Source organism: Microcoleus sp. S1D4 (assembly GCF_036700765.1).
Taxonomy (GTDB): domain Bacteria; phylum Cyanobacteriota; class Cyanobacteriia; order Cyanobacteriales; family Microcoleaceae; genus Microcoleus.
This window is the reverse complement of sequence record NZ_JAUBPP010000010.1, coordinates 48,004-73,376: the sequence shown is the minus strand read 5'-3', so window position 1 is coordinate 73,376 and position 25,373 is coordinate 48,004. Positions and strand designations below refer to the sequence as shown.

Below are 25,373 nucleotides of genomic sequence, written 5' to 3'. Positions count from 1 at the left end.
AATCTAGCGGTCGTGTTAAGCAAGGAAAAAAATAGCCGTGATACCTCTCAAAGAAAAACTTGTTGAAAAACTGAAAAATTTCTCTGAAATGGAACTGCAAGAAATCCTCAACTTTGCTGATTTCCTGTTATGGCAGCGGAGAAAGCAGGAAGTAGCTTCGCCGCCCGATGAAACTGGCAACACCGAACCAGCAAATATGGATCAAGAGTCCGAGGTTCATTATGTTCGTGGAGTCTTAGTCGTCAAAGCATCATCTATAAAAAATCAAGAACTGATTAATTGGGATACAATTATTCCCGATATGCGCGAAGAAAGAATCGGGAAGTTTATCTAAAATTAACGTTTTATTTGATACATCCGTTCTGATAGCAGCGTTGATAGAAGATCATCCTAGTCACTCTCAAAGCTTATCTGGGTTGGAGCGAGTTCTAGCGCGGGAGATTGACGGATTTGTCTCAACTCATACTATAGCTGAACTTTACTCCGTACTCACTCGCATTCCTCGTCAACCTCGGATTAATCCTGGGTTAGCACAGCAGTTAATTGTAGAGAATTTGAGTAGTTTTAATAAAGTTGTTCTGACTGCTGAGGATTACCAAGCCACAGTAAGCAAAATGGTCAGTTTAAACCTACCAGGGGGAGGGATTTACGATGGGTTAATTGCTCAAGCTGCACTGAAAGTCGGTGTGGATGTGTTGTTGACTCTTAACCCTAATGATTTTACTCGACTGGGAGATGATGTCAGGCGGTTAGTGCAAGTACCTCTTTAAGCCGATCGCACTTTGTTGGAAAAAGGCGATCGCAATAGGCGATGAAACTTGCATAATGAAGCCTTAACAGCTATAGCACGATCGCAGTTTCAGCAGATCGATCGCCTGAATGAAGAGGGCGAAGATGCAAAGTAATTTCCATATCGAGTCGCTTGAGAAAAATCAGTAGTTTACCCTCACTGAACCGTTGAAACTCTCCGTTCATTAAATTAGATACTTCTGGCTGTGGAATGCCAAGAATTTGACTAATTTCGTGCTGTTTTAAGTTGCGTTGTTTCAGGAGACGGATTACTTGAATTCCTATTTTGCCCCGCGTAAAAAGTTCATCTGCATCCTCCAGTCCGAGGTCAGAAAATACATTGCCGCTGCTTTCTTCAAAAAAGGGTTCTTGGGTCATTTTTGTTCTTCCCTTGCCACTGCATTCTTATAGCGTTGTTTAATCAGGTCAACATCAGCTTGTGGGGTTTTAATCCCCTGCTTTGATTTTTTCTGAAAAGCGTGCAGGACATAGACTTTTTCCCCAATCTTTACAGCGTAAACTGCCCTGTAAGTATCATTATCGTAGCGTTTTACGATTTCATATACACCGCTACCCACCACTTTAAAAGGCTTGGCTTGTAAAGGTGTTTCCCCTGCTTGCACCAGTTGCAGCGCATAACCTACTGCTTTTTGTACCTCTTGAGGAAACTCGCGGATATTTCTGCGAGAGTCTCCCATCCAAACAAGAGGTCGTAAAGCAATCTCTATAATGTCCTCACTATCACTCATTTTATATGGAAATTTCTCTAAAAACAAGTCAGACAATAATTTGATAAATAAGCAAGGGCATCTTTTGTAGATGCCCTTACCCAACTAACTACGCGCCGACAGCTTCCTTGGCCGCGTACAACACCTCAGCATTGATCTTCTCAATCCCTCGTTCGCGCGCAAACTTCTCAGTATTCCGCTTCACCTTACCCCGCACAAAGCCAGGGATTTTATTCAATTCTGCCTGTCCATCCTTCGTCCAATTCATATCAGAATCTGCCGAAATACCCTTGGTAATCACTTCCTTGGTATCGTGGCCGCCGAAGATTTCCAGCAAGTGGTCTTCCATTCCCAAAGTGAAGGAATTGTAGACCAAATCTACGCATTGATTTGTACCTTCATAACCCAAAAATGGCTTGTAGCCGATCGGGAAATTTTGGACGTGAATCGGTGCAGCAATTACACCGCACGGAATATCCAACCGCTTACCGACGTGGCGTTCCATTTGCGTGCCGAAAATTGCCGAAGGTTCCGCTTTGGCGATCGCATCTCCAATTTGCCCGTGATCGTCCGTCACCAGCACTTCATCACAATACTCGCTAACCTGTTCGCGGAACCAGTCAGCATCGTGTTTGCAGTACGTTCCAGCCCACACAACGTGGATTCCCATCTCACGAGCCAAAATCTTCGTCATCGCCGCAGCGTGCGTATTATCGCCAAATACGACCGCTTTTTTGCCGGTTAAGTTTTGGCAGTCGATCGACCTTGAGAACCAAGCAGCCTGCGACACAAACCGCGTTTGTTGGTCAATGAAATCTTCATAATCAACATCCGCACCTTGAGCGTTCAAAACTTGCTGAATCTTGCGAATACAACGGGCAGTTTCTACCACACCCATCGGCGTAATATCCACCATCGGCGTGCCGAATTCTTTTTGCAAATACTCCCCACTCATCATCCCCAATTCCCGATAAGGAACCAAGTTAAACCAAGCGCGCGGCAGTCTTTTTAAGTTGTGAACCGAAGCACCTTCGGGAATAACTTCGTTGACTTCAATTCCCAAATCTGCCATCAAACGCTTCAACTCAGTGCAGTCGTGCTGGTTGTGAAAACCCAGCGTAGACATCCCGATAATATTCACCGATGGTTTTTCGCTTTTGGCTTCTACTAAATCGCCTTTTTTGCGGGCTTTGTTAATGTAAAATTGGACGATTTGATCCAAAGTGCGATCTGCAGCTTGCAGTTCGTTTACCCGATAATGGTTGACATCCGCCAGCAATACATCGCCTTTGGCATCCAATTGAGCTCGCTCCACGAAGTTTTCCAAGTCTTCTTGCAGAATGCTGGAGGTGCAAGTCGGAGTCAACACGATTAAATCTGGGTGTTCTTCTCTGTCTTTGCGGGTGATATTGTCCACCACCCGTTCCTGCGAACCCCGCGCCAGTACGTGTCTGTCAACCACGCTGGTAGTTACTGGGGTGAAATCCCGTTCCCTCTCCAGCATGGAACGCATGACGTTGAAATAGTCGTCTCCTATGGGTGCGTGCATGATCGCATGGACGTTTTTGAAGGAAGTGGCCACGCGCAAAGTGCCGATGTGGGCTGGGCCTGCGTACATCCAATAAGCCAATTTCATAAACAATACTCGGTAAGTGGGAAGCTCAGAGTCTTTAGACCTGAGAGGAAACGACTTGGCGGTTTTAACCGCCTTGAATCCCCTCCGGCGAGGGGTGGAGGGGTATGGTTGCCCCTCCGGTGAGGTATGGTTGCCTCGATCGATCTCCCTTGCGGGGTAATGTTAGCTTGTCGGTCAATGTTATAAGAGCTTTTTAGACCTGCAACACTGCCTCAGTGACTTTAAGACTGTTTAATTGCAGATGACAGGGCTCTTGACTAGCTTCGCATCCACAGGGTGTCATGACTCAAATAACGTAGACCTCTAAGGTATACGGCCCGTCAGCACAGCTTGCTCGATCGCTCTAACAAGCTCAGTCCCTTTAGGGCTGAGTTACTGACAGGTATTTTTCCTGATGTTGGTTGAGATTTGCCCGATCGGGCGATTACTGCTAAATTTTAAGGTTGTTTCCGATTTTCTCACCGGATGAATCCTTTAGAAATAATAACTTTCTGAAGATTTACAGATGAGAAAAATCCTCACACGCTTTTGCTGGCTAAGTTTTCACTCGCCCTTCCCACAATTTTACCTTGGTTTTATGGCAATAATTCTTAATGTATTGTCAAGTTTCGTTAAGAACCGGACACATCTTATTAACCTAGGATACCCCAGCCGCACCTGACCCCTAAATTGATAAAATAATTTTCGCCCAACTGTGCTATTGACTTTTTAGGCAACATCAAATACACTATTAATTAATCCACTATTTCCTCTGTCGCGAAACTTGCTTAATTAGGGGAAATATTGACCTAAAACAAATTCTTGACAAATCCCATGAAACTATCCAAAATTGACTTGAGCAGCGTCTTAGCTGTCGGTCACTCTAACGGCCAGTTAGGACTGTTGATCGATCGCGGCGCAGAAATCGAATTTATCGAAATTGCCGCACCCGAAGCTGCAAAGCACGGCCTGCAAATGGTTGATTTCATCGCCAATACAGATTCCACGGAACTCAATGGCGCTATTGAATTACCAGAAATTGCTCCCTGCGGCGAACCAATTGCTATGATGTCCGTAGATTCCCAAATGGCGAGAGCGATCGGATACAACGAAGAAGAGCAAGTTTTACAAATAGAATTTAGCAGCGGCTCAGTCTATCAATACAGCGACGTAGAACCGGAAATTTGGGAATCTCTGCAAGATGCCGATTCTACAGGCAGATTTTTTAACTCCGAGATTAAAGGTTATTATTCGAGCCAGCGCGTAGATGAACCAGCGTAGTTAGAAGTTGTACCTAAAAGCGGTTTGAGCGATGTGTAATAACTTGCCTATTTTCACTACAAACAAGCTAAATTCAAACAATCTCCTAAAAGCTGAGATTGTTTTTTTAGGATCGTCTCCTTTTGGCAAAAAGCGTTTTTTTGCAGTGCCAGCTTGAGATATCGCGAGTCTCGCAAGCGATCGCACTATAAAAGCAAAGGTGAGATTGTTTTTTTGTCAACCGTGCGATCGATCCTGACACCAAATCCTTGCACAAATTCTCTATTTGTGCTTTTGTTTACCTAACTGCTGAGGTGACGAAAGCCCCAGGGCGCTTTAGAAAGCAGCAGCTCTTTCCTGTCAAGGCGGATCTTCCCACACACCCCAAAAGATAGCTCTTAAGCGATAATGAAGAATAACATAGGATTTACGAAAAAACCCTGGTTTATAGGAAAAAATCTGGGGTTTGTCAACGACTAGCAACGAAACAATCGGGTTTCTAGCCCGCCGCGCGTAAGTCCTGTAATATTGACCAAGCACACCTAATTTGAGAGAACCCAACTATGATGGCAATTCCCGGCGTTGCAGTTCTCGCTCTCATTTATGAAAGCAGCACTTCCCTGGTTTACCGCGGCCGCAACGAGCAAGACAACCAACCCGTTATTATCAAACTGATCAAAGAAGACTATCCGACTCCTGAAGAACTCAATAGATACAAGCGTGAATATGAGATTACCGCCAATTTAAACCTCCTGGAAGGAGTTGTTAAAGTATACAAATTGCAGCAGGTTAGAAATAGTCTGGCAATGATTTTAGAAGATTTTGGCGGCGAATCTTTGAGGATTTTCATGGCTTCCCAAAAATTTACAATCTTAGGATTTTTGACTGCAGCCATCAAAGTTGCTGAAACCTTGGGAGAAATTCACGCTCGCAATGTAATTCATAAAGATATTAACCCCTCTAATATAGTTTTTAATCCAGCTACCGGACAAGTTAAACTCATAGATTTTAGTATCTCAACTGCATCCGATCTAGAAGACTTTCCCAATAAAGATCCTAATTTTTTAGAAGGCACTTTAGCTTATATGTCGCCGGAACAAACTGGCAGAATGAACCGGGTAATTGATTACCGTACAGACTTTTATTCCCTCGGCGTTACCTTCTATGAAATCCTATCAGGACAGCTCCCTTTTCCCACAACCGATCCGATGGAGTTAGTTCACTGTCACATCGCCAAACAGCCAGTACCCATCGCTGAAATTGCACTAGAAATTCCTAAAGCTATTTCAGATATTCTCATGAAATTGTTAGCGAAAACCGCTGAGGATCGATATCAAAGTGCTTGGGGGCTCAAAGCAGATTTGGAAGCTTGTTTGTTTCAGTTGCAAACATCTGGAATTATTACCGAGTTTGCTCTCGGACACCAAGATATTTCAGACAAATTTAAAATTCCTCAAAAACTTTACGGTAGACAGCGAGAAGTTGAAACTCTTTTAGCAGCATTTGAACGGGTAGCCGCCACAAATAATCGAGCCTACCGCCTCGAACAATCACAAATTTCTCTCATCAAGAAAGAACTCAAATCGAAAAAAGAAAGCGCCCTGTCAGTGCTGGCGAGAGGACAGCATAAATCCCGCAGCGAGATGATGCTGATTGCTGGTTATTCCGGCATTGGCAAATCTGCAATGGTGAAGATTTTAGACAAATCCATTACCCACAGGCGCGGTTATTTTATTTGGGGAAAATTTGACCAGTACAAACGGACTATTCCTTACTCTGCAGTTGTCAGCGCTTTTTCGGAGTTAGTGCGACAACTATTAACTGAAAGCGAAGCTCAATTGGCAGTTTGGCGCGAAAAACTCCGCACTTCTTTCGGTCAAAACGGGCAAATTATTATTGATATACTTCCCGAAATTGAACTAATTGTCGGAGCTCAATCTCCTGTCGCTGAATTGGGGTCTACAGAATCTCTTAACCGCTTTAATTTAGTATTTCAAAATTTCATTCGCGTATTTTGTCAGCCCGAACATCCGCTGGTGATTTTTCTCGACGATTTGCAGTGGGCAGATTCTGCGACTCTCAAGCTGATCGAATTAATGATGACAGATGAAGCTACACAATATCTGTTTTTAATCGGCGCTTATCGGGATAATGAAGTCAGTCCCACTCATCCTTTAATGATGACTGTGGAGACGCTGCGAAATCAGGAAGCCATCATTAATGAGATTGCTTTGTCGCCGCTGGGGGTCGAAAATATCACTGATTTGATTGCCGAAACTTTGCACAGCGATCGCGAATCTGTCAAACCTTTAGCTGAACTGGTTGTCAACAAAACAGACGGTAATCCTTTTTTTGTTAATCAATTTCTGCAAACATTGTATCAAGAAAACCTGCTAGTTTTTCATCCGCCTCAGTCGGGGAGCAAGGGCGGCTGGCATTGGAATATGACTCAAATTGAGCAGTGCGCTATCACTGACAATGTTGTAGATTTGATGGTGCAGAAGTTGAGAAAACTGCCGTTGCAAACGCAGCAAGTTTTGCGTTTAGTGGCTTGTTTGGGCAACGAATTTGATTTGAATACTCTTTCTTTAATTAATGAAAAAGAAGCGTCGGAAACTTTTTCGCACTTACTGCCGGCGATTAAGTCGGGACTGATTTTGCCAACTTCGGAATTGGAAAGCAAGTCCTTAGATTATGTGATGTTTCCGCTGTTGATTCTGAATTATAAGTTTTTGCACGATCGCGTACAACAAGCAGCTTACGCTCTGATCGACGACTCGGAAAAAAAGGCAGTTCACCTGAAAATAGGCAGGCAAATCCTCGAAAACACTCCGGCTGAGTATCGCGCTGACAGAATTTTTGAATTAGTCGATCACTTGAATGTAGCTCGATCGCTAATTAGAGACGAGCGAGAATTAATTGAACTAGCAACCCTGAATTTAGACGCCGCCCGCCGAGCTAAAGATGCCACGGCTTATGTTGCAGCTTTGGAGTATTTGACTGCTGGTATGGACGGTTTGACGGCCGATATTTGGGATTTTTACTACGACTTAGCCTTTGCTCTGCACATGGAGCGGGCAAATGTTGAGTATCTAAACGGCTATTTCGAGCATTCCGAAGAATTTATTAACATAACTTTGCAAAAAGCGCGATCGCCCTTAGAAAAAGTAGAAATTTACAACCTGCTGATCGTGCAGTACACCCTCCGCGCCAAGTACGAAGAAGCCGTTAAAGCCGGAATCCAAGCTTTGAACTTGCTGGGAATTGACTTACCGCTAGACGGGCTGCAAAAAGTCATCTCCGAAGAATCAGCAACAGCCAAAAAACTTTTAGCAGGTAAAGACATCTCTTCCTTAATTGACGCACCAGAAATGACGGTACCAGACAAAAAAGTTGCCGTTAAATTAATCACAAACTTATTAACATCAGCTTACCTAAAAAATCCCGACTTGTGGAAAGTCAGCGTCTTAAAAGGAGTCAATCTCTCTCTCACCTACGGTTTAGTTCCCGAAGCATCTCTCTGCTACGCGGGCTACGGTATGTTCTTAAACGCTGTTTATGGAGATTACAAAGCAGCTTATCAATTTGCCATGTTGTCCCTAAATTTGAGCGAAAAATCTGGGAATATCGGCTTGAAATGCAGAGCTTGTTCCTCCTTAGTCAGTATTTTTTATTACTGGTTCAACCATATCAAAGATTGCCACGCCATCAGCAATGAAGGATATCAAGCTGCCTTAGAATCAGGAGATTTAGAATATGCGGGTTATATTCTCTCCAACCGCATAGCCAACTACTTTTTCCAAGGGAAAGAAATATCCCTCATGCTGGCAGACACCAGCAGGTATTTGCTATTTAGCCAAAAAACCAAAAATCAACTTGTTACCGATATATTATTAGGAGCAGAGTTAATTCTCCGCAACTTGAGCCAACTCACTTCTGACAAGTTTGTATTTGAGAGCGAAGATATCAGCGAAGCTGAATACGTACAAAACTGTCTAGCTCATCAAAATTTGTACTCGCTGTGCCTTTATCAGATTCGCAAATGCCAGGTAATGTACTGGTATGGCAACTACAACGAAGCGCTGCAACTAGCTTTGGAAGTAGAAAAGCAGCTATCTTTTATTACCGCAGCAATACCCGCTACCGAATGGAACTTTTTCTTTTCTCTAGTTTTAGCTGCAGTTTTTCCCACTGTTTCAAAAGACAAGCAAAAACAATACCTGAAAAAGTTAGAAGCCAATCAAAAAGAGATGAAAATTTGGGCGGACAACTGTCGCGAAAACTTTCTGCACAAATACCTTTTAGTACAAGCAGAAATAGCTAGAATTACCAAAAAAGACTCAGAAGCTGTAGAGCTTTACGATTTCGCGATAAATTTAGCTCAAGACAACGAATTTATCCAAAATGAAGCCCTCGCTAACGAACTAGCCGCCAAATTTTGGTTGAGTAAAGGTAAATATCAATATGCCAAAATCCACTTGCGCGAAGCTCACTCGTGCTACTTGCGCTGGGGCGCTGTCCGCAAAGTTGAAGATTTAGAACTAAAGTATCCGCAGTTGCGAGAAATGACTCCGCTGCACGGAAGTTTTAACAACAATCCAACTACAACAACTATTCATACTTCTACTGGCAGCGATGCGAGAGTGCTAGATTTAGCAAGTGTGATGAAAGCATCTCTGGCGATTTCCAGCGAAATTGTTTTAGACAAATTGCTGGCTTCTTTGATGAGAATATCGCTGGAAAATGCGGGTGCCCAATCTGGTTCCTTGATTTTGGTGAGAGATGAAAAATTGTTAATTTCAGCTCAAGCGTCAGTAATTGCTGAAGATGTAGCGGTGCTGCAATTTACGCCTGTTGAAGAATGTCAGGATTTACCTGTGACGGTGATTAATTTTGTGGAAAGAACTCGCTCGGACGTAGTGTTGAGCAATGCGACGGCTGAGGGGCGATTTACGGCAGATCCTTATGTGGTAAAACACCAGCTCAAATCTCTTTTGTGTACGCCGATAGTCAATCAACGCAAATTAATCGGCATTCTTTATTTAGAAAATAATTTAACAATCGGAGCATTTAATGCCCACAGATTAGAAGTTTTAAGGCTGCTTTCTTCCCAAGTTGCAATTTCTTTAGACAATGCTCTGCTTTACAATTCGGTCGAGCAGAAAGTGCAAGAAAGGACGCAGGAGTTAAATGAAAAAAACGAGCGTTTAGAACAAACTTTGCGCGAGCTAAAACTCACTCAAGCTCAATTAATCCAAACTGAAAAGATGTCTAGTTTGGGGCAAATGGTAGCTGGTGTTGCCCACGAAATTAATAATCCTGTAAGTTTCATTTACGGCAATCTCAATCCGGCTAGCGAATATGTAAAAGATTTGCTGAAATTGATCGAGCTTTATCAGCAAAACTATCCCGAACCTGTTGATGAAATTCTAGAGGAAATAGAAACAATTGAACTGGAATTTTTGAGCGAAGATTTGCAAAAACTGCTGGATTCGATGAAAGTTGGAGCGGAAAGAATCCGAGATATTGTGCTGAGCTTGCGGAATTTTTCGCGCCTCGACGAAGCGCAAATGAAGTCGGTTGATATCCACGAAGGTATTGACAGTACGGTGATGCTGCTGCAACCGCGCTTGAGGAAAGAGGGCGGGCGCTTGGGAATTGAGGTGATTAAAAATTATAGCAAACTGCCGTTAATTACTTGTTATGCGTCGCAGTTGAATCAGGTATTTATGAATATTTTGACCAATGCGATTGATGCGCTGCTTTTGGCAAGAGATTGCCCGGAAAGCTCTCAAAAACAGCCGGCTATTACAATTTCTACGGAGCTGACAGACAGGAATTCGGCGATAATTAGAATTGCTGATAGCGGGCCGGGGATGAGTGCTGAGGTGCTACACAAGATATTCGATCCGTTTTTTACAACTAAACCGGTGGGTTCTGGGACTGGTTTGGGGTTGTCGATTTCTCACTCGATTGTTGTTAGTTCGCACGGGGGCAATTTGACTTGCGTTTCTGCACCGGGAGAGGGTACGGAGTTTGTGATTGAGATTCCGATCGCCCCGCGGCAAGTTTTGTAAGAAATAGCGAATATTGGGCGAATACCCGGCGGTTGAAACCGCGTCTACACAAACAATGTCCGCCTCTGCGGACTAAGAAAACTGCACTTGGCGGTATAAATCGGCGATCGCAATTTCCACACCCACCGATTCTAGTAGCAAAGAATCACCCAAACTATATTCTGACAGCACCCACTGACTCTGTTGATTGCGTCGAAACAGTTCTACTCCGGGCTGTTGAACTTGCACTAAAACATACTCTTGTAGGGTTGAAAATTGGCGATATTTAGCAAATTTGCTGCCGCGATCCGCTGCTTCTGTGGAAGGTGATAAAACTTCGACAATCAAGGAAGGAAATTGCACCAATTGCGGATCGTTATCGCGATCGTCGCAAGTTACGACAACATCAGGATAAAAATACTTTCGCCCTGGTTCCACTTGGACTTTGACATCGGCGATGTAAGGTTCGCAAGGGCGATCGACAAGGGCATCATCTAGTATCCTGAAGAAATTTCCTGAAATCCGATTGTGATCGCGGGTGCCGCCGGTCATGGCGACTACTTCGCCATCCCAATACTCGTAGCGTTCTTCTTGGGTGGGTTCCCAAGCCAGGTATTCTTCTGCGCTCATCAATGGGCGATCGGGTAAAGCAACCATAAGTGCGATCGGGTAATGAAGTCTGTTTCTAGGATAACAGGAAGATTGGCTTCCCTGCGCGAGGATTGATGAAGGGCGATCGCTCTCCAATATCAAGCTTGTTTCACTCTCATAAAATATGATAAAATTGATTAAAAAGACCTTCAGGAGAAACAGATGAAAGCTGTTGAAGTATTGGGAACTATAGATGAAAAAGGTCAATTATTGCTCGATCGCGCGCTCGAAGACTTCCCTCCCAGCCGCGTGCGAGTGATCGTACTTTTTGCCGAAGTAACAGAGGAAACAGAAATCGATCCTGATGATACTCCCATTGCCGAAGTGAAAGCAAGTCTCAGGAGAGCATTACAGGAAGCAAAAGCCGGACAACGCATCCCCCTTTCGGAAATGTGGGAGGGAATAGATGTCGAATGAAACGCCTATCGTACAGATTGATTTAACGCCTGAGTATAAACGGAATTTGCGTGAATTCTCAAAAAAATATCGCAATGTCAGGTTAGATACTCAGCCAATTATTGAACAATTCCAAGAGGGGAATTTTATTGGCGATCGCATCCCCGGAATGGGTGAAAATTATGTCATCTTGAAGGTAAGAGTCAGAAATAGCAATATTCAAAAAGGAAAAAGCGCTGGTTATCGACTGATCTATCAAGTTGAATCACCGACTAGCGTACTGCTATTAACCATTTATGCTAAATCAGATCGAGAAGATATTAGTCCTAATGAGATTCGTAACATCTTAGCTGAGTTAGACCGGGATGAATGAATGATTAATGTCGGTAATCACGAGGTTAAAATTAACCAAGTTAAAAAGCTTGCCGCTGAGCCTCCAACAATTCCTGAATCCCAGTTTCTGCCAAATCCAAAATTTGATTTAACTGACTGCGGCTGAAACTTCCCTCTTCCGCAGTTCCCTGAATTTCGATGATGTTCAAATCCCCATTCATCACTACATTACAATCAATTTCTGCCGCCACGTCTTCAAGATAATTCAAATCTAAAAATAGCTCATTTTCCAAAAGTCCCACAGACACGGCCGCCACTTGGCGAATTAAGGGCGATCGCACCAAATCACCTTTTTGCACCAACTTATTCAAAGCATCAGCCACAGCCACAAACCCGCCATTAATTGAAGTCGTGCGAGTCCCCGCATCAGCTTGCAAAACATCCGCATCCACAAGTATCGTGCGTTCGCCCAAAAGCTCCATATCCAAGCACGATCGCAAACTCCGGCCAATCAACCGCTGAATCTCTTGAGTGCGTCCCGATAACTTCATAAATTCCCGTTCTTGCCGCTGCGGCGTAGAACCGGGCAACATCCGGTACTCCGCCGTCAGCCAGCCTTTTCCGGTATTCTCCAGAAACCTAGGCACTCCCGGCTTGATTGTAACGCTGCACAGTACCTGAGTATCGCCGCTTTTTGCGAGCACCGAGGCGCTGGCAAATTTCGTAAATTCGCGATCGAAACTAATCGGACGAAGTTGATTTGGCTGTCTGCCATCTGCACGTTTTATTGACATAAGTTATTTGTTATTTGTTGTTTGTTGTTTGTTGTTTGTTACTCGTTACTTGTTATTGGTAATAATCAACAAATAACAGCTACTGCCAACTACCAACTGCCAACTGACTACTGACTACTGACTACTGCCAACTACCAACTACCAACTGCCAACTGACTACTGACTACTGACCATTTTGAGAATATCTTGCTGCACTTGTTCGGGGGATTGGTCGCCGTTGATAGTTAACAGTTTGTGGCGATACTCGTAATACTCTAAGATAGGAATAGTGCGTTCCTCGAACAAATCTAGCCGGCGGTGTAAAATTTCTGGCTCGTCGTCCGATCGATCGCGTTCGATCGATCGGCTCAACAAAACTTCATTGGGAACCTTCAGCCAAATTGCCCAATCTAGCTCCTGCGCCAAACCCTCTAATAAAAAATCCAATTCCTCAGCTTGAAAAGCCGTTCGCGGATATCCCTCCAACAGCCAGCCATTAAAGACATCCCACAGCAAAAGCCGGCGGCCGATAAACTTAATCAAAATTTCATCGGGCACTAAATCGCCCGATTCTACATAAGGCACCGCCAACTTGCCCAAGTTTGTTTTACCTGCGATTTCGGCCCGCAGAATGTCCCCTAATGCCAGCAAAGGGATGCTCAAATTGCTGCACAGTAGTTCAGCCTGAGTTCCCTTTCCCGCTCCTGGCCCTCCCAGAATTACCAATCTCACACTGCTTGCTCCTCGTGCCGCGACATTAAAATTCTACGCGATGTTTACCTTTTCTTGACAATCCCCGACTTCCCAAGATTCCTCTTGCCTTGCTCATTCATCCTGTAACTGTCTATTTTTGGCGATCCCCGCCATATTTGGGTAAAAAACCCCGTTTCTGCGCCGCCGCGCTCGTCTAGTTCAAAAAAAACCAAACGACTGTGACTGCGACTGCGACTAGCTTTTGACTAATTGTACATCTAGCGTTCTATCTGATGTGCGATCGGCCAAGTAAACTATATATTGTTCAACAGGCTCGATCGAACCCAAGATCGGAGCCGCCGTCAAAACTTAGTTACTATTAAACCATATTGCATAAGTCCTCCATTAATACATAAACCGCAGATGTTAGGCAGATACAACACAGATATACGCAGATAATTTCAGATAATTTGTGAATGAGTACAAGAGGTATATTATTTCTTAATTCCTGCCTTTAGCCCCTGCTTCCGACTTTCTTATTCCTTCTTCCTACAAATCTCGGCGCGACAGCAGAAACCAGATCCCGCCCAAACCCAAAACACCGCACAAAACCCCACCTTCCCACCCAAAAACAGTCCCTCCCGGCAAATGTCCAGGCATTGCCTTAGAAGTAAAATTCAATTCAGTATAATATACCCACTCACCGTTAACCCGCCACCCCACCCGATCGCCAAATTTCTCCCAAACAGTAGCATCATAAACACCAGGCTTTCCCCCCAACTTTACCCACAAATTTTTTTGCACAGAAAAGCCGAACCTGCGGTGACTGTACCTAACCCAAAGCTGGTCAATCGTCTCTAAATCCTTAACAGGAAACTTCCTAATATCTTCCTCGCTCAAATAACCAGTAGAAACTTGCTCCATCGCCTCCAGCATTTTCACAGAAGTTTCTTCATCAGCACCCCGCCAATTTTTAGCAGCAAGCAGCCTTTCCAAGTCAGAATAATCAATACCTTTTTCTGACTCTAAATTCACAGCAACTGGCGAAGTACCAGTCACGGGCTGAGTCGGTAATGAAGGACTGAGAACTGTTGCTTGCTGCAAATTTACCAGTCCTGGCACCACAACAATAGGAGGTTTGATAACTTCCAAAACTTCCGTAGCAGACTTATAGCGGTCTTTGACATATTCCTGAATCAACTTATCCAAAATCTGACTTAAATCCTGGCTAATTTTTGTTCCTTTCGGCAAAGCCTCCCTCCAAAGCCAGCGACCTTCGAGCGGATCGTAAAGGTCATCGTGAATGTCGCCGTAGATATCCAAATAAGGCATAACAGAAGTCAGCAAACGAATGCAAGTCACTCCTAAACTGTAAAGATCACTAGCAGGAACAGCCCTACCGTGACGCTGTTCTAGAGCCGCGTAACCTGGAGTTCCTAACTTGGTTCCTGCCTTGGTAGGAGCCTCAGCTACTACCTGTTTGGAAACCCCAAAATCTATCAGCACGAATTTGCGATCGCGATTTCGCCGGATCACGTTCTCAGGCTTAATATCCCGGTGAATGACATTACGCTCGTGAACAAAATTCAGCACAGGTAACAAATCTAACAGCAGTTCCCTTGTCTTAGTTTCGCTATAAGCACCATATTTTTCTAACTCATCCTTTAAATTATTGCCATCAATAAACTCTTGCACCAAATACAAGCGCCCATCTTCCTCAAAATAAGAAATTAACTGAGGAATTTGTGGGTGTTTCAGTTCGTAAAGCCGCCTTGCTTCTTGTTCAAACAGTCGGACATACTTTTTAAAATGAGCAGGTTTTCGCTGAAACTCTAGAGGGGGCGACAACTGTTTTATAACGCATAATTCCTCAAATTTTCCATGATTAACCGCTCTAAAAGTTCTACCAAATCCCCCATCGCGTAGCGGCTCAGTAGCTGCATAAAGGTCTTTTAGCAGCAGCTTTGAACCACAATTAAGACAATACTTTGTGCCTGGTGGGTTCTGACGCTTGTCTCTTGGGCAATCGAGATTAAGGCAGTATGTCATATATTAAAAAAAATGCGAAAAATTATACTCGGGGTGTCATTTTATTCAAGATTCCGATCGCGAGTTGGTGTTTGTGGAGGCGAGACTCGGTACCTTAGCATAGCTGCAGCCACCGTCGCGCTCGGGATCGCTCTCGCCAGACTGCCCCTAAGCAAGTATAACTCTCTTGATGGTTTGACCTCAAACTCGAAGTCCAAATCTAATCCTAAACTTCGATCGGCTCAATACATTTGATTTAGCGGTCAAATAGCCAGCAGATTTAACAAAAATAGTAATTTATTACCCAGCCAGTTAGTTTTGCAAGGCCGAAAACAAAACTTAGGATTCTGCCTGAGATATAATTTTATTGCCAGAGAGAAGCAGACTAACCGGAGGTGTCGCTGTCCTCAAGTTCGTTAGCGAAGCCCTCGAAGAGGATCGACCTCAACCTTTATCACGTATAAAATTTTACCAAAACCCTGCCAAATCAACTATCCCAAACTCCCTAACTCTCCCTACGTTAAAATAAATATTAGCTGGCTCGATCGCACTCGGATTGCGCGAACGACAATTAGCCAGTTTAAGCTGCTGTTTTTTTTCAGCTATTACCACCTAAATTTATTGCGTTCGGTCTACTTAATTAGGAACTGACAGTGACACCCAAACTACCGCCATCTAAAACTCCCGCCAACAGCAAAAAATTAGCAAAAATTCCCTGGTTCGAGCGATTCATGGCACTCGTCGCCATCGGAAATTTCAGTCTAGTATTATTTGACATAACTTACATACCGTGGCGTGATTTTTACTTCCGGCAACTACCAGTTATCACCAAAATATACGACCCATTTAAAGGAATTAAACCGCACCGAGACACCAAGAAATATCTAGAAACTTTAGAAGAATTAAAAATTTTAGTAGTGCAAACAGGCTTGCAATCTCCCCAAGTAGCAGCAAAATTGCAGGAAATCAACAATCTGACCGCAAAAATGATCGACGAAGATCCCTTTCGAGTAGCATCAAAAAGCGGTGCCCTAGAAAAAATCAAAGACCGGATGCGCGATCGCGCCCCGAATCCGCAAGACTCCGCCAAACAATCATTCACAACATTCTGGAGTCAAAACTATTTAAACAAAAAAGGCTGGCAACAAGAAATCACTTGGTTTGATGCCAAAATTAAGCCGTTAATCGCCACCAACTATTACCGGACGATGGGAGAAAACGGCGAATTTACTGACAACTTCTGGCAAATCGACCTGCCATTTATGGCTTTATTCGCGATCGAATTTCTAGCCCGCACCTACTTCATCAGCCGCCGACACCGCAGCGTCACTTGGCGATCGGCCATGCTTTGGCGGTGGTACGACATCTTCCTGTTCCTCCCGTTCTGGCGCCTGTTGCGAATATTGCCCGTCACAATTCGCATCCACCAAGCCAAAATGCCCGATCTGCACCCCATACGCACCCAAATCAGCCGAGGTTTCGTCGCCAACTTCGCCCAAGAATTGACCGAAGTAGTAGTAATTCAGCTCATCAACCAGATGCAACAATCTATTACCACAGGCGAACTAGCTCGTCAACTATTTCAATCCCCAAAACAGCAATATTTAGACATCAACAATATCAACGAAATAGAAGCGATCGCCACCCATCTAGTCCAAATCACCGTCTACAAAGTCCTGCCCCAACTCCAGCCAGACCTAGAAGCCCTCCTCCGCTACAATATAGAATTATTTCTCAAACAATCCCCCCTCTATCAAGGATGGAAGCAAGTGCCCGGATTGGGAAACCTCCCCGCACAGCTAGCAGAGCAATTAGTTGCAGAACTATCCAAATTAGTCACCCTCGGCCCCCAAGATGCCTACGAAGCCTTTAAAAGCGCCAGCGAAGACCCCGTAGGCACCAAACTCTCAAGCCAGCTAGTCCAACATTTCGGGCAAGCTTTAGGAGCCGAACTCCAACAGCAGCAAACCTGGCAAGAAATACAACTGCTGCTGTCCGACTTCCTAGAAGAGTTCAAAATAAACTACATCCAGCGGTTGAGCGAAGAAGACTTCGAGAAAATTTTAGAACAAGCTAAGGAATTGCAACGCATAGCCCCGCGTTAGATGGTGAAGTAACCTCAGTTCACTCAGAAACAGTTGCTTAACTTTGAATAATTGGTATTGCACCAGCGGATATTCCTCGATGGAAATTTCAATTTTACGGACGCTGTAACACTTTAATTCTCGAATCCCTTGTAATTCCGGCTAATAGTTTGCCATCAGGACTGACAACCAAATGACTCATTTGTTCTGGCTGTCCATCCAGAACTGCTTCTAGTTCGGCTGTTTGCAGATTCCATACTGTCAGTCCCTTCGGGGTAATACCAATTAGAAAATTACTGCTGAGGGTCTTATTAAATATTCTAAATATCTCACGGGAAAAGCCTTTTTTTGCATTAATTTTTCCTGTTCTTAAATCTGATACTTCCACATCGAAAGATCTTTTTCCTGTTTGTTTGATACTAACCAGTGTCTGTCCATCTAAACTGATGCGTGCTGAGTCCGAAGAAGGGCTAAAAAATTTTTGGAGGACTTGTTGCTGGTTTGTTGTTACATCCCACGCTACAAGTTTACTACTCGGTAAAGTAAAAAGTACCGTTTTGCCATCTGGACTAATGTCATCGAAATGGGTATAGGGCAATATTGCTTTTTGCTTACCCGTTGCGATATCCCAGACTTTGATTTCACGATCTATACCGTCAGCGACACTAATAACAGTCTTTCCATCAGAGGCTATACGAAGATGAAGAACACTGCCAGAGTGACCTTTTAGGATCTGAGGAGGTCGATCGGAGGTAATATCCCAGATGCGAACTAGGCGATCGCCACTACCACTGACAACAGTTTTGCCATCAGGAGCGATCGCCAGATCATTAATTGCACCTGAATCACTCCGTAGTGTTTTTTTCAACTTTCCTGTTTGCAGTTCCCAGACCTTAATTGTTCTATCTTGACCACCACTGACCAAAGTTTGACCGTCCGCACCGATCGCAATGGCAGAAACTGTAGGATGCCCCTCTAGGGTGCGAAAAAGTGAAAAATTGCAATAGGAAGACTTGACTGCATCATGGGAACAGTACATCCGTCTGTATTGAACAAAAGGGAAAACCTCCCAAGGATCATTTCCCAGAAGAATTACAGCGATGGCTACCGGAATCCATAAGGCTTTGCGTTTCCAGTTCCCGGACTTTAAAATTTTCATCATAAAATTGGGTAGAAACCCCGTCCTGCAAGGACGGCTTTAATTTAAATTTACTCCCTTTCTCTCCAAGAATCGCCGAGATCCGAAGGCGGTTTGTCACCAGGCGGGCGATCGAGCTAAACTGGGAATTGAGATAAACTACGATCGAACTCAAAGCTTGCACCTCTGTAATGAACAGGCTGTCCGGCCTGTTCTGTCAAAAAGTGAATCTTCTTGTGGGGTGGGCCCGAGATCCCGCCCCTGAAAAACTTTTTGACAATAGTGCAAAATGTGATATCGGAGGAAATTCTCAAACTTCTTGGAAAAAATTGTTTTACCTAGGAGTGGGTCAAGCCCACTTTTTTTGTTGCATTAGTCGCAGGAAAAGAGTTCTGGGCATCAGATTTGCCAGTTTAGGACTTATCCAAGCCCGTGTTCGAGTTCAGGAGTTTTAACTTAAGTATTCGATATGACTCATCCCCTAATCCCACAAATCATTGACTTAGCTACCCCCGTTGCGGAAACACTGGGATTGGAAGTAGTGGGAGCAGTGTTTCACACCAACCAAAATCCTCCCGTCTTGCGGGTAGACATCCGCAACCTGCAGCAAGACACCGGTTTAGCCGACTGCCAGCGGATGAGCACAGCCCTCGAAGCCGAGTTAGACGCAACCGACATCATCCCCGAAGCCTACGTGCTAGAGATTTCCAGTCCCGGAATATCCCGATTGCTCAGCAGCGATCGAGAATTCATTACCTTTAAAGGCTTCCCAGTGACAGTCAAAGCCACCGAACCAGACTCGCGAATCAAAGAGTGGAAAGGACTACTGGTAGGCCGGGATGAAACAGCGGTTTATCTCAATCTAAAAGGGCGACAGGTTAAAGTTCCCCGCCTTCAAATTGCGCGAGTTGAACTAGACGAAGGAAAGGAGGAGTAAAGGTAAATTTTGAGTTTTGAGTTTTGGGCTCTCGGGGCGGTGCCTGTGAGTGTCCGCCAGATTTGAGATTTTAGATTGCCTCGCAGTAAGCTGAAAATGCTTTGCTGCGAGTTAATTTTTAAGAATCAAATCGAGAGCCTCGGGTTGAGTTTGCACAACAAATAAATTGTGACAACACCGAATTTACCTAACCCTATTTTGGTAACTCATAAATCATCACCCATCAATTTCTATCAAAACTCACCAATTATCTTTTCGCGATTACCAGTTACGTATTGTCACAGTAAAAAAGGAGTGTTTTATATGTCAATGGTTCCCCTGCCCGGACTTAAAGAAATGGTCGAAGGTATTAGCAAAGAGCGAAATTTACCCAAACACGCCGTCCAAGCAGCCTTGCGAGAAGCCCTGCTCAAAGGATACGAACGCTACCGCCGCACCCAAAAACTAGACCACTTCAGCGAAGAATACTTCGATAATTTTGATGTAGAACTGGACGCAGAACAAGAAGGTTTCCGCGTTTTGGCAAACAAAACTATTGTAGAAGAAGTCGAAAATCCCGATCACGAAATATCACTTTTGGAAGTGCAAGAAGTAGCCACAGAAGCTCAGCCGGGGAGCATCGTACTCGTAGACGTCACACCAAATCAAAAAGAATTTGGTCGCATGGCAGCCATTCAGACCAAACAAGTTCTAGCTCAAAAACTGCGCGACCAACAGCGCAAAATGATTCAAGAAGAGTTTAAAGATTTAGAAGAAACTGTTCTTCAAGCAAGAGTGATCAGGTTTGAGAGGCAGTCGGTAATTTTAGCAGTCACCAGCAGTTTCGGTCAGCCGGAAGTAGATGCCGAACTCCCCAAGCGCGAACAGTTGCCCAACGACAATTACCGGGCCAACGCTACTTTCAAGGTTTATCTCAAAAAGGTAGGCGAAGGCTCCACGAGAGGGCCGCAGTTACTTGTTTCTAGAGCAGATGCAGGTTTGGTGGTTTACCTGTTTGCTAACGAAGTACCAGAAATAGAAGACGGGGTGGTGAGGATTGTCGCCGTAGCCAGGGAGGCAAATCCGCCATCCCGGCACGTCGGCCCTCGGACTAAAATAGCAGTTGATACGCTCGATCGCGATGTAGACCCGGTAGGAGCCTGCATCGGAGCGCGGGGATCGCGGATTCAGGTAGTAGTCAACGAATTGCGCGGCGAAAAAATAGACGTGATCCGCTGGTCTCCAGATCCGGCCACCTATATCGCTAACGCTCTTAGTCCTGCTAGAGTAGATGAAGTGCGTTTGGTTGCCCCAGAAGGCAGGCGAGCTCATATTTTGGTCGCTGAAGACCAACTGAGTCTTGCCATAGGCAAAGAAGGTCAGAACGTCCGCCTCGCAGCCCGCCTGACAGGTTGGAAAATCGATATCAAAGATATTGCTAAGTACGATCGCGAGGCCGAAGACATCAAATTGGAAGCAGAAGCTACCAGGCTGGAAGAAGAAGAAGAAGTAGCAGGAGACTACTACGAAGACGAAGACGAAGCATCAGGCTTCGACGGCGAGGCGGAAGCCGCAGAATTGGCAGCAGAAAAGGCAGCAACAGACGAAACCGCAGCCCCAGTCTAAAAACTGCGCTCTTGACCAAGATTTTTCCGCACGGGAGACAAGGAGAACTTGTCCCCCTCGGACACTATCCTCCTCTTCTCCCCCTCTCCCCTTCTCACTTTGATGAAACCGAACTACCGGTGTTGTGCAAGTTGTCGAAAAATAGCTCCAAAGGAAGCTTTTTGGCGAGTAGTCAGGGTCTATCCTTCTCATCAGGTACAATTAGATCGCGGCTTCGGTCGTTCCGCTTACCTTTGTCGGGCGAGCGAATGCCTGAAAGCAGCTCAGAAAAAAAATCGACTTGGGCGATCGCTCAAAGCGCCTGTGTCTGACGAACTGTACCAAACACTTTGGCAGCTTTTAGACACATCTGACTGTACATTTGACTCGGGTTCAACCGGGCGAAAAACCGACAAGAGTTCGGTATCGACTGTATAATAAACCCTCGCGGGCAGCACGCGCCAGTAATTACTGGTAGCGCCAGCTCTACAACCTCAATCCGATCGGCCCACCAGTCTGGAAAGATTTGTGTCAGATTAGATAAGGGTAGGGTACTAGCAGAGGTATCCTCAAGGTGGAAAAGCTAACTTAGAAGCTTGAAAAAGTGGCAGTTGCCAAAAAAAAATCAGACTTCGACAGTTGCCACTTTCCCAAAAAAACTTGAAAATTATCTCAAGGCAGACTTCAGCGAGGTGCATCTTTTAGATAAAATTACCTTGCTGAGTACCAAAACCCCGATTCCTGACACTGAATCAATCACAGCGAATGATGTCGTCATTAGAACAAAGAATCAAAATGTAAAAACTGGTTGGCACAAAAGAGGGCAGAGTGGATGAACAACGGCAAAGTAAGAATTTACGAATTATCACGGGAACTAAATTTGGATAATAAAGACATCTTGGCAGTTTGCGAGCGGCTCAATATTTCAGTCAAGAGCCACAGCAGCACAATTACAGAATCAGAAGCAGAACGAATTCGCAAAACGGCGGAAAAATACGTAGCCAGCAGCCACTCTTCCCCCGGCAAGCCAGCTCCTACCGAAAGAGCAGCAGCGCCATCAAAAGAGTCTGGCCCTCACCCTAACGACCAACAAAAAAAGCAGCAAATTTTAGAAATACGCAGTCCAAAAGTAAGGCCGGCTGGTGATTCCTCCCAGCAGGCGGGCAACGAGGAGCAAAAAAACGAGCCTGGTGCTACCGTGGCAACTCCTCCCAAATCGCCTGCCGCCGGGCAACTCCAGCCCCCCGCTAAACCAAATATCAATCGACCGGTGCTGTCGAAGCCAAATGTCTCTGGCTCGGGAGCAACTTCGGAAACAGATTCAGAAACAGCTTCGGAAACAGTAGGTGCGATCGCCCCGGAAACAACCGCCCTGGATCAAGCACCTGCGGCACCTGCGACAGCTCAACCGCCGTCGTCCAAGGCACCCGATCGTACCCCGCGCCAGCCAGCCACCCCCCCACCAGCACCGGGGGCAAAGCTCACGTCGCCACCAGTCAGAGCGACGGCGGAGTCGGCAACGCGCACCCCACAAAGTCTGGGAAACAAGCCGGTACTGAAACTTGCCAGAACCGAGCAAGAGCAATCACAACAAACAGAAAATCTGGAAGCGCCGGCAAAACCGAGCCGCCCCAGCAGACCCGCACCGGGAGGTAGTGAGGGCCAAAGACCTCGCCCTAGCGCTGGCGGCCCTGTCAGAACTGCACTTGCCGATCGACCGCAGCCCGGTGGCCCGCGCCGGAGCCTAGCGCCCGTAACGTCAGCAGGAGGGCTGCGTAGCCGAGGTGGTGACACCGGAGCCACAGGGGATGACACTGATGACAATGATGAAGATAATACGCCGCTGGATACTCTTCTCCTTCCCAAGCCGACTCTTCCGCGTCCAGCCAAAAAGACATCGGTCATTTGGGAAGAAGATGATGACGAAAACTCAGATGCTGCCAAAGCTGCCAAAAAGGTCAAGCAGGCACGTTCTCGCCTCAAACCCATAGACGAGGATGACGATGACTTAGAAAATGGCTTGGATATGCCAGCGCCAGTCACCGTCAGCCTGTCCCTAGCCCGCCCAGCTAAAGCAAAGGGACAAGCAGCACCAAAGTCAACACCAACTCCGGGCGCACCGGGAAGCAGCGGCAAAAACAAAAGACCGGGCCCTTCTCACGATAAAAGTTCTTCTGGTTCTTCTGGGGGACGCGGCAGCCGGGGCAAAACAGCCGAAGCTAAGGTAGAACGTCCAGAAAAGCTGCTGCTGAGCAGACCGATGACCGTTCAAGAACTAGCAGTTACTTTGGCTGTTCCCGAAACCGAAATTATTAAACGGTTGTTCTCAAGAGGCATTGCGGTCAACATTACCGAAACCCTAGATATTTCAGCGGTGAGAACGGTAGCCGAAGAAATGGGTGTAGAGGTAGAAACTCCCGAAAAAGTAGCCCCAGCGCTCAAAGTCATCGAGATGATCGATGAAGCAGATTTGGAATACCTCGAGCGCCGTCCGCCAGTGGTAACGATTATGGGTCACGTAGATCACGGCAAAACAACCTTGCTCGACTCGATCCGCAAAACAAAGGTGGCTCAAGGAGAAGCTGGGGGTATTACCCAGCACATCGGTGCTTATCACGTAGATGTGGTACACGAAGGCAAGAGCCAGCAGGTGGTGTTTTTGGATACGCCCGGTCACGAAGCCTTTACAGCAATGCGGGCTCGGGGAACGCGGGTTACGGACATCGCTATCTTGGTGGTGGCGGCGGACGATGGCGTGCGTCCCCAGACAATTGAAGCGATCAGCCACGCGAAAGCGGCGAAAGTGCCAATTGTCGTGGCTATTAATAAAGTAGACAAGGAGGGCGCTCAGCCGGAACGGGTGAAGCAAGAGCTGACTGAGTACGGCTTGGTCGCAGATGACTGGGGCGGCGATATTACGATGGTTCCGGTCAGCGCGATTAAGGGGGAAAACCTGGATACGCTGTTGGAAATGATTCTGACAGTCGCGGAAATGGAAGACCTCAACGCTAACCCGAACCGCGCTGCTAAGGGTACTGTGATTGAAGCTCACCTCGATAAGGCAAGGGGGCCTGTGGCAACCCTGCTGGTGCAGAACGGCACTCTGCGAGTGGGCGATATTGTGGTCGCAGGCTCGGCTCTGGGTAAGGTGCGGGCAATGATCGACGATCGCGGCGATCGCGTAGACCAAGCAACTCCATCCTTTGCGGTGGAAGTGTTGGGGCTGCGGGATGTACCTCGCGCCGGAGACGAGTTTGATGTCTTCGGAAACGAAAAAGAAGCAGCGGCGATCGCCAGCGGAAGAGCTACCTTCCAACGAGATTCTCGCCTGCTCCAAGGTGGCCGGATCAGCCTCAGCGGCTTCTCTCAACAAGCTAAGGAAGGCGTTCTCAAGGAACTCAACTTGATCTTGAAGGCAGATGTCCAAGGCTCCCTCGAAGCAATTGTCGGCTCTCTGACTGAACTTCCTCAAAAAGAAGTTCAACTCCGACTGCTGCTGTCTGCTCCTGGCGAAATCACAGAAACAGATATTGACCTCGCTGCAGCCAGTAATGCTGTAATTATCGGGTTCAATACTACTCTCGCCACCGGCGCTCGCCAAGCGGCCGACCAAGCGGGCGTAGACGTGCGGGAATACAGCATCATCTATAACCTCTTGGATGATATTCAAGGGGCGATGGAAGGTCTGCTGGAACCAGAACTGGTGGAAGAACCTCTGGGTAAGGTGGAAGTGCGCGCTGTCTTTGCGATCGGTCGTGGGGCTGTCGCTGGCTGTTACGTACTCGAAGGCAAGGTCATCCGCAACTGTAAGGTGCGGGTACGCCGGGGCAACAATATCGTTTACGAAGGTATCCTCGACTCGCTCAAGCGGATGAAGGAAGATGCTAAGGAAGTCAATACTGGCTACGAATGCGGCATTTCCTTGAGCGGCTTTAGCGACTGGGCCGAAGGCGATATTATTGAAGCCTACCGCATGGTTACTAAGCGCCGGACTCTATCTCAATAGTTTTGAGTGGTGAGTTTTGAGTTGGAAGAGAAGTTTTGAGTGCAGGTAACTAAATTGCCGATCGCTCGAAACTACTCTCTTCAACTCAATACTCCAAAACTAGATTTCTGGCATAAATCTTTAATGCGAGCCGATCGACCGCAGATGCTATTGGGATAAACACAGATCAACGCAGATTCATTTCAAAATACGTTTGTGAATCAGTCCAAGAAGTCTACTATTCACTCACAAGTTTGGTTTTTAACTCAAAATTTAAAATTCACCCACTCAAATAAGACTTACAAAAAGTAACCGGATTGATT

20 protein-coding genes are annotated in these 25,373 nt (G+C 45.8%); 12 read left to right on the top strand and 8 right to left on the bottom strand.

Annotation, left to right across the window (positions count from 1 at the left end):
* The first annotated feature begins 37 nt into the window (after positions 1-37).
* Entirely contained in the window at positions 38-334 is a 297-nt protein-coding gene (locus tag QT998_RS12660) for a hypothetical protein (protein ID WP_333115469.1), read from the top strand.
* Complete coding sequence (locus tag QT998_RS12655; RefSeq protein ID WP_333218041.1) at positions 279-770, top strand: PIN domain-containing protein; 492 nt, start codon at positions 279-281, stop codon at positions 768-770. The genes QT998_RS12660 and QT998_RS12655 overlap by 56 nt, the downstream gene beginning before the upstream one ends.
* Before the next feature lie 70 nt (positions 771-840).
* Here QT998_RS12655 and QT998_RS12650 read toward each other — a convergent pair whose 3' ends face one another.
* The 3 genes from QT998_RS12650 to bchB all read right to left on the bottom strand — a co-directional run bounded on the left by QT998_RS12650 (position 841) and on the right by bchB (position 3,153).
* Positions 841-1,167, bottom strand: a complete 327-nt coding sequence (locus QT998_RS12650; protein ID WP_333115471.1) for a helix-turn-helix domain-containing protein — start codon at positions 1,165-1,167, stop codon at positions 841-843.
* On the bottom strand, positions 1,164-1,538 hold the full coding sequence (locus tag QT998_RS12645) for a type II toxin-antitoxin system RelE/ParE family toxin (RefSeq protein WP_333115473.1): 375 nt from the start codon (positions 1,536-1,538) through the stop codon (positions 1,164-1,166). The genes QT998_RS12650 and QT998_RS12645 overlap by 4 nt, the downstream gene beginning before the upstream one ends.
* An 88-nt stretch (positions 1,539-1,626) precedes the next feature.
* Positions 1,627-3,153, bottom strand: coding sequence for a ferredoxin:protochlorophyllide reductase (ATP-dependent) subunit B (bchB, locus tag QT998_RS12640; RefSeq protein WP_333115475.1), 1,527 nt, complete (start codon positions 3,151-3,153; stop codon positions 1,627-1,629).
* Positions 3,154-3,966: 813 nt separating this feature from the next.
* On the opposite strand from bchB, the gene QT998_RS12635 reads away from it, so the two are divergent.
* Both QT998_RS12635 and QT998_RS12630 read left to right on the top strand, forming a co-directional pair.
* On the top strand, positions 3,967-4,413 hold the full coding sequence (locus QT998_RS12635) for a KTSC domain-containing protein (protein WP_333087370.1): 447 nt from the start codon (positions 3,967-3,969) through the stop codon (positions 4,411-4,413).
* Positions 4,414-4,955: 542 nt separating this feature from the next.
* A complete protein-coding gene (locus QT998_RS12630; RefSeq protein WP_333087371.1) occupies positions 4,956-10,469 on the top strand; it encodes a trifunctional serine/threonine-protein kinase/ATP-binding protein/sensor histidine kinase in 5,514 nt (1,837 codons plus the stop codon).
* Between the two features lie 72 nt (positions 10,470-10,541).
* On the opposite strand, the gene QT998_RS12625 is transcribed toward QT998_RS12630, so the two are convergent.
* Positions 10,542-11,105 (bottom strand): Uma2 family endonuclease, encoded by a 564-nt coding sequence (locus QT998_RS12625; protein WP_333115478.1) that lies wholly within the window; start codon positions 11,103-11,105, stop codon positions 10,542-10,544.
* A gap of 156 nt (positions 11,106-11,261) precedes the next feature.
* Between QT998_RS12625 and QT998_RS12620 the strand changes: the two genes are divergently transcribed.
* Both QT998_RS12620 and QT998_RS12615 read left to right on the top strand, forming a co-directional pair.
* Complete coding sequence (locus QT998_RS12620; RefSeq protein WP_333115480.1) at positions 11,262-11,516, top strand: type II toxin-antitoxin system RelN family antitoxin; 255 nt, start codon at positions 11,262-11,264, stop codon at positions 11,514-11,516.
* Entirely contained in the window at positions 11,506-11,868 is a 363-nt protein-coding gene (locus QT998_RS12615; RefSeq protein WP_333115483.1) for a type II toxin-antitoxin system RelE/ParE family toxin, read from the top strand. The genes QT998_RS12620 and QT998_RS12615 overlap by 11 nt, the downstream gene beginning before the upstream one ends.
* Before the next feature lie 40 nt (positions 11,869-11,908).
* On the opposite strand, the gene rph is transcribed toward QT998_RS12615, so the two are convergent.
* From rph to QT998_RS12600, 3 genes are all read right to left on the bottom strand, one after another.
* Positions 11,909-12,622, bottom strand: a complete 714-nt coding sequence (gene rph / locus QT998_RS12610; protein ID WP_194068900.1) for a ribonuclease PH — start codon at positions 12,620-12,622, stop codon at positions 11,909-11,911.
* 156 nt (positions 12,623-12,778) lie between these two features.
* A complete protein-coding gene (locus QT998_RS12605) occupies positions 12,779-13,333 on the bottom strand; it encodes an adenylate kinase family protein (RefSeq protein ID WP_194068898.1) in 555 nt (184 codons plus the stop codon).
* Positions 13,334-13,843: 510 nt separating this feature from the next.
* Positions 13,844-15,343 carry a GUN4 domain-containing protein gene (locus tag QT998_RS12600; RefSeq protein ID WP_333115485.1) on the bottom strand — a complete coding sequence of 500 codons (1,500 nt, stop codon included), beginning with the start codon at positions 15,341-15,343 and terminating at the stop codon, positions 13,844-13,846.
* A 632-nt stretch (positions 15,344-15,975) separates the two neighbouring features.
* On the opposite strand from QT998_RS12600, the gene QT998_RS12595 reads away from it, so the two are divergent.
* The gene (locus QT998_RS12595) at positions 15,976-17,427 is read left to right on the top strand and encodes a hypothetical protein (RefSeq protein WP_333115488.1); all 1,452 of its coding nucleotides are present in this window, start codon (positions 15,976-15,978) and stop codon (positions 17,425-17,427) included.
* Between the two features lie 94 nt (positions 17,428-17,521).
* On the opposite strand, the gene QT998_RS12590 is transcribed toward QT998_RS12595, so the two are convergent.
* On the bottom strand, positions 17,522-18,568 hold the full coding sequence (locus QT998_RS12590; protein WP_333087377.1) for a WD40 repeat domain-containing protein: 1,047 nt from the start codon (positions 18,566-18,568) through the stop codon (positions 17,522-17,524).
* Positions 18,569-19,013: 445 nt separating this feature from the next.
* Between QT998_RS12590 and rimP the strand changes: the two genes are divergently transcribed.
* The 5 genes from rimP to infB all read left to right on the top strand — a co-directional run bounded on the left by rimP (position 19,014) and on the right by infB (position 25,071).
* Positions 19,014-19,481 carry a ribosome maturation factor RimP gene (rimP, locus tag QT998_RS12585; protein WP_194068894.1) on the top strand — a complete coding sequence of 156 codons (468 nt, stop codon included), beginning with the start codon at positions 19,014-19,016 and terminating at the stop codon, positions 19,479-19,481.
* A gap of 303 nt (positions 19,482-19,784) precedes the next feature.
* Entirely contained in the window at positions 19,785-21,086 is a 1,302-nt protein-coding gene (nusA, locus tag QT998_RS12580; RefSeq protein ID WP_333087378.1) for a transcription termination factor NusA, read from the top strand.
* A 102-nt stretch (positions 21,087-21,188) separates the two neighbouring features.
* A complete protein-coding gene (locus tag QT998_RS12575; RefSeq protein ID WP_194012660.1) occupies positions 21,189-21,503 on the top strand; it encodes a YlxR family protein in 315 nt (104 codons plus the stop codon).
* Positions 21,504-21,661: 158 nt separating this feature from the next.
* The gene (locus tag QT998_RS12570; RefSeq protein ID WP_194068891.1) at positions 21,662-21,901 is read left to right on the top strand and encodes a hypothetical protein; all 240 of its coding nucleotides are present in this window, start codon (positions 21,662-21,664) and stop codon (positions 21,899-21,901) included.
* Entirely contained in the window at positions 21,898-25,071 is a 3,174-nt protein-coding gene (gene infB / locus QT998_RS12565) for a translation initiation factor IF-2 (protein WP_194068889.1), read from the top strand. Before QT998_RS12570 ends, infB begins: the two co-directional genes overlap by 4 nt.
* The last annotated feature ends 302 nt before the right edge of the window (positions 25,072-25,373 follow it).

Coding starts and splice junctions, on each gene's coding strand:
- rph (WP_194068900.1), bottom strand. CDS start 12,622: ATGTCAATAAAACGTGCAGATGGCAGACAGCCAAATCAACTTCGTCCG.
- bchB (WP_333115475.1), bottom strand. CDS start 3,153: ATGAAATTGGCTTATTGGATGTACGCAGGCCCAGCCCACATCGGCACT.
- QT998_RS12615 (WP_333115483.1), top strand. CDS start 11,506: ATGTCGAATGAAACGCCTATCGTACAGATTGATTTAACGCCTGAGTAT.
- QT998_RS12575 (WP_194012660.1), top strand. CDS start 21,189: ATGAAACCGAACTACCGGTGTTGTGCAAGTTGTCGAAAAATAGCTCCA.
- QT998_RS12630 (WP_333087371.1), top strand. CDS start 4,956: ATGATGGCAATTCCCGGCGTTGCAGTTCTCGCTCTCATTTATGAAAGC.
- nusA (WP_333087378.1), top strand. CDS start 19,785: ATGTCAATGGTTCCCCTGCCCGGACTTAAAGAAATGGTCGAAGGTATT.
- QT998_RS12650 (WP_333115471.1), bottom strand. CDS start 1,167: ATGACCCAAGAACCCTTTTTTGAAGAAAGCAGCGGCAATGTATTTTCT.
- QT998_RS12625 (WP_333115478.1), bottom strand. CDS start 11,105: ATGGTTGCTTTACCCGATCGCCCATTGATGAGCGCAGAAGAATACCTG.
- rimP (WP_194068894.1), top strand. CDS start 19,014: ATGACTCATCCCCTAATCCCACAAATCATTGACTTAGCTACCCCCGTT.
- QT998_RS12645 (WP_333115473.1), bottom strand. CDS start 1,538: ATGAGTGATAGTGAGGACATTATAGAGATTGCTTTACGACCTCTTGTT.
- infB (WP_194068889.1), top strand. CDS start 21,898: ATGAACAACGGCAAAGTAAGAATTTACGAATTATCACGGGAACTAAAT.
- QT998_RS12600 (WP_333115485.1), bottom strand. CDS start 15,343: ATGACATACTGCCTTAATCTCGATTGCCCAAGAGACAAGCGTCAGAAC.
- QT998_RS12590 (WP_333087377.1), bottom strand. CDS start 18,568: ATGATGAAAATTTTAAAGTCCGGGAACTGGAAACGCAAAGCCTTATGG.
- QT998_RS12620 (WP_333115480.1), top strand. CDS start 11,262: ATGAAAGCTGTTGAAGTATTGGGAACTATAGATGAAAAAGGTCAATTA.
- QT998_RS12635 (WP_333087370.1), top strand. CDS start 3,967: ATGAAACTATCCAAAATTGACTTGAGCAGCGTCTTAGCTGTCGGTCAC.